This window comes from Streptomyces sp. NPDC028289, from assembly GCF_055565975.1.
In genome coordinates this window covers 68,155-81,393 of the sequence record NZ_JBVHTI010000005.1, presented here as the reverse complement: position 1 = coordinate 81,393, position 13,239 = coordinate 68,155, and the positions used below count along the sequence as shown (strand labels likewise).

The 13,239-nt window shown below is 73.3% G+C and carries 8 protein-coding genes, 2 tRNA genes and 1 other RNA gene; 9 read left to right on the top strand and 2 right to left on the bottom strand.

All coding sequences use genetic code 11. The features are described 5' to 3' along the window. Positions 1 to 69 precede the first annotated feature (69 nt). The 3 genes from ACZ4UV_RS25095 (at position 70) to ACZ4UV_RS25085 (ending at position 3,657) form a co-directional block, all read left to right on the top strand. Positions 70 to 780 (top strand): hypothetical protein, encoded by a 711-nt coding sequence (locus ACZ4UV_RS25095; RefSeq protein ID WP_451021592.1) that lies wholly within the window; start codon positions 70 to 72, stop codon positions 778 to 780. A gap of 14 nt (positions 781 to 794) precedes the next feature. Then, the gene (locus ACZ4UV_RS25090) at positions 795 to 3,050 is read left to right on the top strand and encodes a bifunctional polysaccharide deacetylase/glycosyltransferase family 2 protein (protein WP_467840832.1); all 2,256 of its coding nucleotides are present in this window, start codon (positions 795 to 797) and stop codon (positions 3,048 to 3,050) included. A 166-nt stretch (positions 3,051 to 3,216) separates the two neighbouring features. After that, positions 3,217 to 3,657 carry a VOC family protein gene (locus ACZ4UV_RS25085; RefSeq protein WP_390043634.1) on the top strand — a complete coding sequence of 147 codons (441 nt, stop codon included), beginning with the start codon at positions 3,217 to 3,219 and terminating at the stop codon, positions 3,655 to 3,657. Positions 3,658 to 3,764: 107 nt separating this feature from the next. On the opposite strand, the gene ACZ4UV_RS25080 is transcribed toward ACZ4UV_RS25085, so the two are convergent. Continuing rightward, positions 3,765 to 3,852, bottom strand: a tRNA-Ser gene (locus ACZ4UV_RS25080). 72 nt (positions 3,853 to 3,924) lie between these two features. Between ACZ4UV_RS25080 and ffs the strand changes: the two genes are divergently transcribed. The 6 genes from ffs to ACZ4UV_RS25050 all read left to right on the top strand — a co-directional run bounded on the left by ffs (position 3,925) and on the right by ACZ4UV_RS25050 (position 13,027). Further along, an RNA gene (gene ffs / locus ACZ4UV_RS25075) (signal recognition particle sRNA small type) lies at positions 3,925 to 4,023 on the top strand. Positions 4,024 to 4,068: 45 nt separating this feature from the next. Beyond that, positions 4,069 to 6,246 (top strand): DNA polymerase III subunit gamma and tau, encoded by a 2,178-nt coding sequence (locus ACZ4UV_RS25070; RefSeq protein ID WP_467840828.1) that lies wholly within the window; start codon positions 4,069 to 4,071, stop codon positions 6,244 to 6,246. A gap of 434 nt (positions 6,247 to 6,680) precedes the next feature. Further along, positions 6,681 to 7,934 carry a phosphoribosylamine--glycine ligase gene (gene purD / locus ACZ4UV_RS25065; RefSeq protein ID WP_451018058.1) on the top strand — a complete coding sequence of 418 codons (1,254 nt, stop codon included), beginning with the start codon at positions 6,681 to 6,683 and terminating at the stop codon, positions 7,932 to 7,934. 277 nt (positions 7,935 to 8,211) lie between these two features. Further along, entirely contained in the window at positions 8,212 to 10,098 is a 1,887-nt protein-coding gene (locus ACZ4UV_RS25060) for a M48 family metalloprotease (protein WP_467840825.1), read from the top strand. 338 nt (positions 10,099 to 10,436) lie between these two features. Further along, positions 10,437 to 11,933 (top strand): N,N-dimethylformamidase beta subunit family domain-containing protein, encoded by a 1,497-nt coding sequence (locus ACZ4UV_RS25055; RefSeq protein ID WP_451018060.1) that lies wholly within the window; start codon positions 10,437 to 10,439, stop codon positions 11,931 to 11,933. Between the two features lie 194 nt (positions 11,934 to 12,127). Beyond that, positions 12,128 to 13,027 carry a phosphoribosylaminoimidazolesuccinocarboxamide synthase gene (locus ACZ4UV_RS25050; protein WP_467840822.1) on the top strand — a complete coding sequence of 300 codons (900 nt, stop codon included), beginning with the start codon at positions 12,128 to 12,130 and terminating at the stop codon, positions 13,025 to 13,027. 122 nt (positions 13,028 to 13,149) lie between these two features. Here ACZ4UV_RS25050 and ACZ4UV_RS25045 read toward each other — a convergent pair. Beyond that, a tRNA-Gly gene (locus ACZ4UV_RS25045) sits at positions 13,150 to 13,222 on the bottom strand. Positions 13,223 to 13,239: the final 17 nt, after the last annotated feature.

Genomic DNA, 13,239 nt, shown 5'->3' with positions numbered 1-13,239 from the left:
CCGCTCGCGCTCTGTCCGTTCGGACGACCATGCCGGTCGTCGGCCAGGACAGGGGCGGAACGCGTGCAGGTGACGGACGAAAGCGACAGAGCGTACGGCGAGGAGTGGTACGGCGGTCCCGGGTACGGGTACGCCCACGGCCACGGGGGCGGCACCGCCACCGCGACCGCCCCGGACCCGACCGCGCTGGTGGGCACGGCGGACTCTGCCCACGGTGACGTCATCACCGTGCCGCCCCCGGACCGGGACGTTCCGGAGAACGATCCCGTGCGCCCCGTCTTCGTGGACGCCTCGGGCCGCCGCCAGCGCCGTGTGCGCCGCGCCGCACTGCTGCTGGTGATCCCGGCCGCCTGCTACGTCGCGCTGCTCGTCAGCACGGTCCTGGGCGGTCCCACCATCAGCGCCCCGTTCGTCCCGCTGCCGGAGACCGCGCACCCGGCCGGCCCGCACACGACCGCCCCCGACGCGCCGTCCGGCGCCGGCCAGGCGGCGGGAAGCGCGACTTCCGGTGCGGCGTACGGCAGCTCCCGTGCCGGTGCGCGCCGGACGGGCTCGACCACCGCCGTGACCACGTCGGAGTCCGCCGCGACGCGGTCCGGCACCACGACGCCGACCGGCACCGCCTCGCCGTCCGGCACCGCCACCCCGACCGCCACCACCTCCGCGGCGCCCGGCGCCACCCCCGCCGCCACCCCCAGCACCACCCCCGCCGCCACCCCCACCACCGCGCACTCCGCCAAGGGGCGCGCCATCGGGTCGTCCCACAAGCCCGTGAAGTGATCCAAGGCCCTGACGTGACCGATCGCCGAAGCCGTACCGCTCCGCGCCGCCCGAGCGGCCGTACCCGCCGGATCACCCCCCGCACCCACTGGCTGCTGCTGTGCGTGCTCGTGGTGACCCTGTCGGCCGCCCTGCTGCTGCAGGGCTACACCCACCACATGTTCGGGATCACCTCGGACGACGTGACCGGCCCCCGGGGCCGGGCCGACACGGTGCCCGGCCGGGTGGCCGACGGCGGCCCGGTGATCGCGGACGCCGCCGGCGCCCCGCACACCGCCCGCCCGAAGGCCCGCACCATCGCCCTCACCTTCGACGACGGCCCCGACCCCGTCTGGACGCCGCGCATCCTCGACGTACTGCGCCGCAACCACGTGCAGGCGACCTTCTTCGTCGTCGGCACCGAGGTCGTGAACCATCCGGAACTGGTCCGCCGGATCGTCGCCGACGGCCACCAGATCGGCATCCACACCTTCACCCACCCCGACCTGTCCCGCCTCGCCCCGTGGCAGCGCTCGCTGGAGCTGCGCGAGACCCAGCTCGCGGTGGCCGGTGCGGCCGGGGTCACCACCGCGCTGCTGAGGCCGCCGTACTCCTCGGAGAACGACGCGCTGAACGACGCCGACTGGTCGGTCCTCGAGCAGGCGGGTGCGGCCGGGTACGTCACGGTGCTCACCACCCAGGACGCCCAGGACTGGCAGCGCCCCGGTACGGACCGCATCGTCGCGAACGCGACCCCGCACGGCACCGCCGGGCAGATCCTGCTGATGCACGACGGCGGCGGCGACCGCTCCCAGACCGTCGCCGCGCTGAACACCCTGATCCCCCGGCTCAAGGCACAGGGCTTCCGGTTCGCGACCGTCGGCGCCGCGGTCGGCATGGCCGGCCCGGTCCAGCGCGCCGGACCGGGCGACCACCTCCAGGGGATGGCCCTCATCGGCCTGCTGCGGGCCGGCGACTGGGTGGTACGCCTGCTGGGCTTCCTGATGTTCGCGGCCGGCGCGGTCAGCGTCCTGCGCGCAGCGGTCGTGCTGTTCACGGCCCGCCGCCACCGGCGACTGCGCAAGGGGCACCGGGCCGAGCCCTGGGGAGCACCGGTGACCGAACGGGTCAGCGTCATCGTCCCCGCGTACAACGAGAGCGCCGGTATCGAGGCGGCCGTACGCTCCCTGCTCGCCTCGGACCATCCGGTCGAGATCATCGTGGTGGACGACGGCTCCACCGACGGCACCGCCGACCTGGTGGAGTCCCTCGGCCTGCCGGGGGTGCGGGTGATCCGGCAGGAGAACGCGGGCAAGCCCGCCGCGCTCAACACCGGGCTCGCCGCGGCCGGCTGCGACCTGGTGGTGATGGTCGACGGCGACACGGTCTTCGAACCCGGCACCGTCCGCACCCTCGTGCAGCCCTTCGCCGACCCGCGCGTCGGTGCCGTCTCGGGCAACGCCAAGGTCGTCAACCGCGGCGGTCTGCTGGGCCGCTGGCAGCACATCGAGTACGTGGTCGGCTTCAACCTCGACCGCCGCCTGTTCGACCTCGCCGAGTGCATGCCGACCGTGCCCGGCGCGGTCGGCGCCTTCCGCCGCCGCGCGCTGCTCGCCCTCGGCGGTGTCAGCGACGTCACCCTCGCCGAGGACACCGACCTCACCATGGCACTGTGCCGGGCAGGCTGGCGGGTGGTGTACGAGGAGCGGGCGGTGGCCTGGACCGAGGCGCCGGCCTCCCTGAACGCCCTGTGGCGGCAGCGGTACCGGTGGTGCTACGGCACCCTGCAGGCGATGTGGAAACACCGCGGCGCCCTGCTGCAACGCGGTCCCGCCGGCAAGCTCGGCCGCCGCGGCCTGGTCTACCTCCTCCTCTTCCAGGTCCTGCTGCCGCTGCTCGCCCCCGTCGTCGACGTCTTCGCCGTCTACGGCCTGATCTTCCTCGACCCGCTCCGGATCACCGCCCTGTGGCTCGCCTTCCTGCTGCTGCAACTGCTGATGGGCCTGTACGCGTTCCGCCTGGACGGCGAGCGCCCGGGCCCGCTGTGGAGCCTGCCGCTGCAGCAGTTCGTCTACCGCCAGCTGATGTACCTGGTGGTCATCCAGTCCGTTTTCACCGCAATCTCGGGCTCACGACTCCGCTGGCAACGCATGGAGCGCTACGGCAGCCTGCAGGCGACGGCGACGGCGACGGCGACGGCGACGGCGACGGCGACGGCTCCGGCCTCGGTCCCGGCCGCGGCCTCGGTCCCGGCCGCGGCTCGGACGTCCGGCGAGCAGCCGGTGCCGTAGCCCGAGGCGCGAACGCCGCCTGACACCGGCCCCTCCGGCGGCTGCGCTCAGAGTCCACCCTCCGGCTCAGGGCGGGCACAACCGCCTCCCCGTCGGTGGCATCCTCGCCCAGCGAGTGCAGCAGAGCGGCCCCCACCGGCCGCACGAGGAGGCAGGAGAGACCACCATGGCGATTCAGCGGATGGACAACGTCGGCATCGTCGTCGAGGACATGGATGCCGCCATCGCGTTCTTCGTGGAACTCGGTATGGAACTGGAGGGCAGGGGGGAGGTCGAGGGCCTCTTCGCCGACCAGTGCACCGGACTCGACGGCGTCCGCTGTGACATCGCGATGGTCCGGACCCCGGACGGCCACGGCCGGCTCGAACTGGCGAAGTACCGCAACCCCGCGGTGATCAGCACCGGGCCCCGCAACCGGCCGCACAACACCCTGGGCACGCACCGCGTGATGTTCGCCGTCGACGACATCGAGGACACCGTCGCCCGCCTGCGCCCGCACGGCGCCGAACTCGTCGGAGAGATCGCCCGCTTCGAGGACAGCTATCTGCTCTGCTACCTCCGCGGCCCCGAGGGCATCATCGTCGGACTGGCGGAGCAACTGCGCTGAGCAGGAGGAACCGGATGAGGCCGACTTCGTGATGCTCGGCACACTCTCCAAGAGGGACGGACGAACGCCAGAGGGCCGGGCCACTTTCGTGGTCCGGCCCTCTGAGCTGGCGGAGGATACGAGATTCGAACTCGTGAGGGGTTGCCCCCAACACGCTTTCCAAGCGTGCGCCCTAGGCCTCTAGGCGAATCCTCCGCTGGGAACATTACATGACCGAGAGGAGTGCTCGCGAACTCGTTCTTACCTGCTGACGTCGGGTACTCTGTGCGGAGCCCCTCACGCGGCGCTATCTGACTGAACTCCCCCAGGGCCGGAAGGCAGCAAGGGTAGGTTGGCTCTGGCGGGTGCGTGGGGGGCGCTTGCGTTTGTGGGCGGGGCTGGTTGTCAGTGGGCGCCTATAACCTCGTATGCGTGTCGTCTCTCGCGCTGTACCGCCGCTATCGCCCGGAGTCGTTCGCCGAGGTCATCGGGCAGGAGCATGTCACCGACCCGCTGCAGCAGGCGCTGCGGAACAACCGGGTCAATCACGCGTACCTGTTCAGCGGCCCGCGTGGATGTGGCAAGACGACCAGCGCGCGGATCCTCGCCCGGTGCCTGAACTGCGAGCAGGGGCCCACGCCGACCCCGTGCGGGGAGTGCCAGTCCTGCCAGGACCTGGCGCGCAACGGCCCGGGGTCCATCGACGTCATCGAGATCGACGCGGCCTCTCACGGTGGTGTGGACGACGCCCGTGAGCTGCGGGAGAAGGCGTTCTTCGGGCCCGCCTCCAGCCGCTACAAGATCTACATCATCGACGAGGCCCACATGGTCACGTCGGCCGGTTTCAACGCGCTGCTCAAGGTCGTCGAGGAGCCGCCGGAGCATCTCAAGTTCATCTTCGCCACGACCGAGCCCGAGAAGGTCATCGGGACCATCCGGTCGCGGACCCATCACTATCCGTTCCGGCTGGTGCCGCCGGGCACGCTGCGGGACTACCTCGGCGAGGTGTGCGGCAAGGAGCAGATCCCCGTCGAGGAGGGCGTGCTCCCGCTCGTCGTGCGCGCCGGTGCCGGGTCCGTGCGTGACTCCATGTCCGTCATGGACCAGCTGCTCGCCGGGGCCACCGAGGAGGGCGTGACGTATGCCATGGCCACCTCGCTGCTGGGCTACACCGACGGTTCGCTGCTCGACTCCGTGGTCGAGGCCTTCGCGACCGGGGACGGCGCCGCCGCCTTCGAGGTCGTCGACCGGATCATCGAGGGGGGCAACGACCCGCGCCGCTTCGTCGCCGACCTGCTGGAGCGGCTGCGGGACCTGGTGATCCTCGCCGCCGTGCCGGACGCCGTGGAGAAGGGGCTGTTCGACGCCCCCGCCGACGTTCTCGAACGGATGCAGGCGCAGGCCGGCACCTTCGGCGCCGCCGAGCTCAGCCGCGCCGCCGACCTCGTCAACGAGGGCCTGACCGAGATGCGCGGCGCCACCTCCCCGCGCCTCCAGCTGGAGCTGATCTGCGCCCGCGTGCTGCTGCCGGCCGCGTACGGCGACGAGCGGTCCGTGATGGCCCGCCTCGACCGCCTGGAGCGGGGCGTCAACTTCTCGGGCGGGGGCGGCGCGCCCGCCATGGGGTACGTCCCCGGGCCCGAGGCCCACGTGCAGCCTCCGGCACCTGTGCAGCAGGGGGGCGGTCCGGCGGCGGCCCGGGCGGCCGTACGAGGGGGAGCGGCGCCGAGCCCGACCCCGGCGCCGACCCCTGCGCCGACCCCTGCGCCGACCCCTGCGCCTGCACCGGCTCCGGCGCCTGCGCCTGCGCAGACTCCAGAACCTCCGGCTCCGGCCGCACCGCCCGCTGCCGCGCCGGGTGCCTGGCCGACTGCAGCCCCCGCAGGGGGCGGTGGCACCCGCCGCCCCGGCGGCTGGCCCACAGCCACGGGCGGCGGCGCTCCGGCGGCCCAACAGGCCCCGCCGCACTCGGCGGCCCCGGCCGCCTCCCCCTCCGCCGCTCCCGCCCCGGCACCGGCCGCCGCCCCCGCCGGCGGCCTCGACCCCCGCGTGCTCTGGCCGAACATCCTGGAAGCGGTGAAGAACCGTCGCCGCTTCACCTGGATCCTGCTCAGCCAGAACGCCCAGGTCGCCAATTTCGACGGCACCACCCTCCAGATCGGCTTCGTCAACGCCGGCGCCCGCGACAACTTCGCGAGCAGTGGCAGCGAGGACGTGCTGCGGCAGGCACTGGGCGAGCAGTTCGGCGTGCAGTGGCGGATCGAGGCGGTCGTCGACCCGACGGGCGGCGGTGGCGCGGCTCCGCCCAGCACCGGGTACGGCGGCGGGCCGCCCGGCGGCTACGCCGGCGCGGCACCCGCGGCCCCGGCCCGCCCCGCGCCCGTCCAGCAGGCCCCGGTGGCAGCCCCGGCCCAGAGCCCACCGCCGCCCACTCCGAGGGCAGCGGCCCCGGCCCCTGCGCCCACCGCCCCGGAACCGCCGCCGGTCTCCCCCGAGGACGACATCCCCGAGGAGGACGACCCCGACCTCGACGAGTCGGCCCTCTCCGGCCATGAGCTGATCGTGAAGGAACTCGGGGCGACGGTCGTGGAGGAGATCCAGAACGAGTGACGAGGCGCAGACACCGACGACTCGGAACCGGACACGGCTGGTCGGGCGGCTGCGGGTCGGTGGGGGTTGTTCGCGCAGTTCCCCGCGCCCCTGGGTTTGTCGGCGCATCCGTGTCAGGAGAGCGAACGCGTCTTCGGCCTACCGACCTGCGCGGCGTTTGAGGCGGTAACCACCCCCCAGCCCGTCCGCTGTCTGAGGCAGTAACCACACCCAGCCCGTTGGACGTTTGTGGCGGTAACCACCCCCAGCCCGTCCGCAGTCTGAGGCAGCAACCACCATCAGCCCGTCCGGCGTTTGAGGACGAGGCCGTTCAGGCCGGAGCGGGGGTTTGGGGGCGGCAGCCCCCAAGAGGGCCCGCCTCAGCAGGCGGCCATCGCTCGGCCGAGGACCCTTGGAGGAACCTCCAGTCGGCTCGCCCAGCTACGCTGGCCCCCGTGAAGGTCCTCGTCATCGGCAGCGGCGCCCGCGAACACGCCCTGTGCCGCTCCCTGTCCCTCGATCCCGACGTCACCGCGCTGCACTGCGCCCCCGGCAACGCCGGCATCGCCGAGGTGGCCGAGCTGCACCAGGTCGATGCCCTGGACGGCGGGGCCGTGGCCTCGCTGGCCCTGGAACTCGGCGCCGAGCTGGTGGTCGTCGGCCCGGAGGCCCCCCTCGTCGCCGGGGTCGCCGACGCTGTGCGCGAGGCGGGTGTCCCGGTCTTCGGCCCCTCCGGGGAGGCCGCGCGGATCGAAGGGTCCAAGGCGTTCGCCAAGGACGTGATGGCGGGGGCCGGAGTGCCCACCGCCCGTTCGTACGTCTGCACAAACGCCGAGGAGGTCGCCGAGGCTCTCGACGCCTTCGGGGCGCCGTACGTCGTCAAGGACGACGGGCTCGCCGCAGGCAAGGGTGTCGTCGTCACCGACGACCTGGAGGCCGCCAAGGCGCACGCGGCCGCCTGCGAGCGGGTCGTCATCGAGGAGTTCCTCGACGGCCCCGAGGTCTCCCTCTTCGCGATCACCGACGGCGAGACGGTCCTCCCGCTCCAGCCCGCGCAGGACTTCAAGCGCGCACTGGACGGCGACGAGGGGCCGAACACGGGCGGCATGGGGGCCTACTCCCCGCTGCCCTGGGCCGACCCCAAGCTCGTCGACGAGGTCCTGGAGACCGTCCTCCAGCCGACCGTCGACGAGATGCGGCGCCGCGGCACCCCGTTCTCCGGTCTCCTCTACGCCGGCCTCGCGATCACCTCGCGCGGCGTGCGGGTCATCGAGTTCAACGCCCGCTTCGGCGACCCGGAGACCCAGGTGGTCCTCGCCCGCCTGAAGACCCCGCTGGCCGGCGTCCTGCTCGCCGCCGCGAACGGCACCCTCGCCGACCTTCCGCCGCTGCGCTGGCGCGACGACGCGGCCGTCACCGTCGTCGTCGCCTCGTACAACTACCCGGACACCCCGCGCACCGGCGACCCCATCACCGGCCTCGACGCGATCGCCGCCGAGGACGCGCCGCACGCCTACGTCCTGCACGCGGGGACGAAGCGCGCCGGTGACGACGTCGTCAGCGCCGGCGGCCGGGTCCTCTCCGTCACGGCGACCGGTGAGGACCTGACCCAGGCCCGCGAGCGGGCCTACGCGGCGGTGGCGCGGATCGGCCTCGACGGCTCCCAGCACCGTACGGACATCGCCGCGAAGGCGGCGGCGGAGGCCTGACCCCGCCGTCCCCGCAGACCCGTCCCTGATCAGGCCCCGGACCCGAAATCCGGGGCCTGATCATTGCTGTCTGTCGATCACCTCTGACCAAAGCCATTCCATCGAGTGACCGATGCCGTATCCGGCTGACGGGGGCCGAGGCCCCAACTAGGGTGCGGCGCAGGCGTTCCGGCACTTGGCCCACCGGCATTGCGATGTCGGTGGCGGGTGCCACAGTGGGGGAGTGAGCAACAGCCAGGACAGGCCGAGGACAGCAGGGAGGGGGTGAGGTCCGGACGTGACCAGTACCGGTATCGGCGCGGAGGCGGGAGCGCAGGCGGCGCGTACCCGGGCCCTCGCCGTGCTGCGCATCCGCGGCCGCGCCCTGGCCGTGGCGCTGCTGCCCGCCGCGGCCACGGTGATCCTGCTGGCCGGCGGTTCCACCGGCCACTTCGTCGGCCGCGGCTGGGACTCCGCCCGCTGGATCGTCGGCGCCCTCGCGGTACTCGTGCTGCTGGCCGCCGTCGGCATCGCCCTGGTCGTGGCCCGCGCCCGCCCGGCGGTGAGCCCCACGGTCCCGATCCCGGAGGACTCCGCCCCCGACCTGTACCGGATGGTGCGCGACCTGGCCGAACGCCTCGACGTGCCGGCGCCCTCCGCCATAGCGCTCACCCCGGACTGCGACAGCTGGCTGGAGGACCGCACCCACCCGGCCCACGGCCCGCCCGCGCCCAAGGGCGGCGACGAGCTCGGCACCCCCGGCCTGCACCGCCGCACCCCGGCCGCCCCCGTCCTCGTCATCGGCTCCCCGTTCCTGTGGTGGATGCGCGTCGGCGAGCTCCGCGCGGTCCTCGCCCCGGTCGTCGCCGGTACGGGACCCTCGGCGCAGCCGGACATAGCGGCAGCCCGCCGGTTCGTCAGGGGCCTGGACGCGGCGGTGGCGGTCTCCGCGGCGCCCGCCCGATGTTCCGCCACCCGCCTGGTGTGCGCGGGCGTCGCCTGGGTGGCCCGGCTGCTGCTCCGGGGCTGCCGGGAGCACGCGACGCTGATGGAGCGCGGGGTCGCCGCCGCGGCCGCCGAGCGGGCCCAGGCCGTCGACTACGGACTGCGGATCGTCGCCCAGGAGCAGGTCGGCCTGGCCTACGCCGGCTGGGACCGGCTGCTCACCCGGGTCGCACTGCCCGCCTGGCGGATGGGCCGCTGGCCCTCCCGGCTGGACGCGGGCGTGGTCGCGGCCCTCACCGAGCTGTCCCGGCGCGACCGGCTGGCCGAGGGCTTCGCCTCCCGGCTGGGCGAGCGGCCCGCCTGCGACCTGCTGGAGGAGCCGGGGCTGGTGGACGAGGCCGCCTCGCTGCTCGCCGCCCGCCTCTTCCACGGCGGCCCCGCCGAGCCCGGCCCGGCCTGGTCGCCGGTGGCCTGGCAGGAGTACCCGGACGAGGTCGTCGACCGCACCTGGCGCACCGAGGCGGCCCGCCTGCACCGCGTCCTGGACGCCCTCGGCGTCCGTGCCACCCTTGACCCCAGCGCCCCGGACCCCGGCGGTCCCACCCTGGCCCGGGTCCTGGACCACCTGACCGACCCGACCGCCGCCCCCGACAGGCGCCGGAGCCTCCCGGCCTACGACGACTCCCGCACCCCCGGCTACGACGAAGGCCCCCGCACCGCCGGCTACGACGAAGGCCCCCGCACCGCCGGCTACGGCGAAGGCAATCGCACCCCCGGCTACGACGAGGAGGCGGACGAGCCCACCGGTACCGAGCGCAGCGCCGCCCTCGCCGCCGGCCTCACCGCGGCCCTCGCCCGCGAGGAGCACGAGGGAGCGCACGCGAGCACGGCCGACACCGCGCGCCCCGGCTGCCCCGCGGCCGCCGGCCAGGGCGGCCCCGGCAGTCCCCTCTGGGACGACGGCGCACTGCCCCTCTTCCCGCTCCAGCCCCCGCGCACCGCCCGCGAACTCCTCGCCGACCACGTCAAGGCGATGGTGTGCTGCGCGGCCGTGGACACCGCTGGAGCCACCCCCGGCCTGGACTGGCTCGACGGCCCGGCCCTGCTGGTCGACGGCGAGCGGGCCGCCGACCTGACGCCCAGAGTCCTCAGCCTCATCGAGGAGGGAGACCCGGCCCCGCTGCGGGCCTGGCTGGTCGAATCCGGAATACGTCCCGAGAAGCCGGTCCGACTGGTCTGACCTCGGCGTTTCGGCGCTTTAGCGGAGCAAACTGTTCCACTTCAGGCAAATTCGCAACGAACCGTGACCGGACGCGTGCGTTATGTGATGTGCTGGGACCGTTGCCGGATGTGGCAAGCGCATCCGACATAAGACAGACGCCTCAGTCACGGCACGGCACGACACGAACCGGCGCGGCAGACCGGATCAGAACCGGGCGCAACCAGGCACCACGGCGCAGGCACACCAGCACGGGCACGACAGCAAAAGACGCACGCAGGCATCGCACAGCACCCATCACACATCGCACACGGCTCGTATCAGCACGCTTCACGGGGGCACGAGGGAGGGGAGCCACCATGGCATCGGACCAGATCCGCCGCTGGGAGTCGGGAGCACTCGCGCACGCCGTCACGGACCCCTTCGGTCAGGGGCCCGTCCCCTGGCTGCGCGGCAGCGAGACCTATTTCGACGACACCGGTCATGTCGTCCCCTGGTACGTGGACCCCAGCCGGCCACAGCCCACCGGCGAGAACCCCCGGGTCCCGGCACCGCGCACCGCCATCGGCGGCCCGCGCTCGGCAGACGACGTGCACCGCCAGATCAAAGGATTCACCTCGACCGGCTCGGTCACCCCGGGCGAGGCCGTCGACTTCCACATCACCGTCGACCCGCCGCAGGAATTCAGCGTCGACATCTACCGCATCGGCCACTACGGCGGTGACGGCGCATCGAAGATCACCACCAGCCCCCGGCTGTCCGGCATCGTCCAGCCCCCGCCGCTGGCCGCCGACCGCACGGTCTCCTGCCACCACTGGTGGCTGTCCTGGCGGCTGCAGGTCCCGTCGTACTGGAGCATCGGCGCCTACGTCGCCGTGCTCACCACGGCCGACGGCTACCGCTCCCACGTGCCCTTCACGATCCGCGACAACCACCCGGCCGACCTGCTGCTCCTGCTGCCGGACATCACCTGGCAGGCGTACAACCTCTACCCCGAGGACGGCCGCACCGGTGCCAGCCTCTACCACGCCTGGGACGAGCGGGGCCGGCTGCTCGGCGAGGCCGACGCGGCGACCACCGTCTCCTTCGACCGGCCGTACGCGGGCGCCGGCCTGCCCCTGCACGTCGGCCACGCCTACGACTTCATCCGCTGGGCCGAGCGCTACGGCTACGACCTCGCCTACGCCGACGCCCGCGATCTGCACGCCGGCCGCGTCGACCCCACCCGCTACCGGGGCCTGGTCTTCCCGGGACACGACGAGTACTGGTCGCCGCAGATGCGCCGCACGGTCGAGCTGGCCCGGGACAGCGGCACGAGCCTCGTCTTCCTCTCCGCCAACACCATGTACTGGCAGGTGGAGCTGGGCCCCTCCCCGTCCGGGGTCGCGGACCGCCTGCTGACCTGCCGAAAACGCAGGGGCCCGGGGAAGCCCGTGCTCTGGCGCGAGATCGACCGGCCCGAACAGCAGACGGTCGGCATCCAGTACGCGGGCCGGGTGCCCGAGCCGTACCCCCTGATCGTGCGCAACGCGGGGCACTGGCTCTGGGAAGCCACCGGCGCGCACGAGGGCGACGAGCTCCCGGGCCTGGTGGCCGGCGAGGCCGACCGCTACTTCCCGCGCACCGCGCTGCCGGAGCACGAGGAGCGCATCCTGCTCGCCCACTCCCCCTACGCCGACAACGACGGCATCCTGCGTCACCAGGAGACCTCCCTGTACCGCGCCCCCTCCGGCGCCCTGGTCTTCGCTGCCGGCACCTTCGCCTGGTCCCCGGCCCTGGACCGCCCCGGCCACATCGACCCGCGCGTCCAGCGCGCCACCGCCAACCTCCTGGACCGCATCTGCAAGCACGACTGATGCTGGCCACGCATGCAGGTCACGCACGCAGGCAACACATGCAGGCCACGAAGGGCAGCACGACGCATGCATGCGTCATGCATGCGTCATACACGCGACCGGCCCGCACAGACGTCCGCGCGGCCCCGCTGTCCGTGCGCAACCCGGCATACGGGAGAATCGAGGGCACCTGTACAGAACCACGGGGAGGAACCGTGTCCGGATTCGTCGAAAAGCCCGAGCCCGTGGAGGTGCCGGGCCTGGTGCATCTGCACACCGGCAAGGTGCGCGAGCTGTACCAGAACGCGGCCGGAGACCTCGTGATGGTCGCCAGCGACCGCCTGTCCGCCTACGACTGGGTACTGCCGACCGAGATCCCCGACAAGGGGCGGGTCCTCACCCAGCTCTCCCTGTGGTGGTTCGACAAGCTCGCCGACCTGGCCCCCAACCACGTCATCAGCACCGAGCTGCCCGAGGGCGCCCCCGCCGACTGGGCGGGCCGTACCCTCATCTGCAAGTCCCTGAAGATGCTCCCGGTCGAGTGCGTGGCCCGCGGCTACCTCACCGGCTCGGGGCTGGCCGAGTACCAGGAGTCCCGCACGGTCTGCGGGCTCGCCCTCCCCGAGGGCCTGGTCGACGGCTCCGAGCTGCCCGCCCCGATCTTCACCCCGGCCACCAAGGCCGAGGTCGGCGAGCACGACGAGAACGTGTCGTACGAGGAGGTCGCCCGCCAGGTCGGCGCCGAGACCGCCGCCCAGCTGCGCCAGGCCACCCTCGCGGTGTACGGGCGGGCGCGGGACATCGCCCGGGACCGGGGGATCATCCTGGCCGACACGAAGTTCGAGTTCGGCTTCGAGAACGACACCCTCGTCCTCGCCGACGAGGTCCTCACCCCGGACTCGTCCCGCTTCTGGCCGGCCGACGAGTGGCAGCCGGGCCGCGCCCAGCCGTCTTTCGACAAGCAGTACGTGCGCGACTGGCTGACCTCGGCCGAGTCCGGCTGGGACCGCAGGAGCGAGCAGCCCCCGCCGCCGCTGCCGGAACAGGTGGTCGAGGCGACCCGCGCGAAGTACATCGAGGCGTACGAGCGGCTGACGGGTAACACCTGGTCCTGACGGCGGCGTCTCCCGGGCCCCCGGGCCCGGGGCCACCGAAGGCTCCGGGCACCGAAGGCTCCGGACATCGGAAGCACCGAACGCGGAAGGCCCCCGGCACAAGCCGGGGGCCTTCTTTTCTGAGCGGACGACGAGGCTCGAACTCGCGACCTCAACCTTGGCAAGGTTGCGCTCTACCAACTGAGCTACGTCCGCATGCGCCGTGGCGCGAG

Excerpts from the sequence above, each read along its gene's own strand:
- ACZ4UV_RS25085 (WP_390043634.1), top strand. The coding sequence starts at position 3,217 with ATGGCGATTCAGCGGATGGACAACGTCGGCATCGTCGTCGAGGACATG.
- ACZ4UV_RS25055 (WP_451018060.1), top strand. The coding sequence starts at position 10,437 with ATGGCATCGGACCAGATCCGCCGCTGGGAGTCGGGAGCACTCGCGCAC.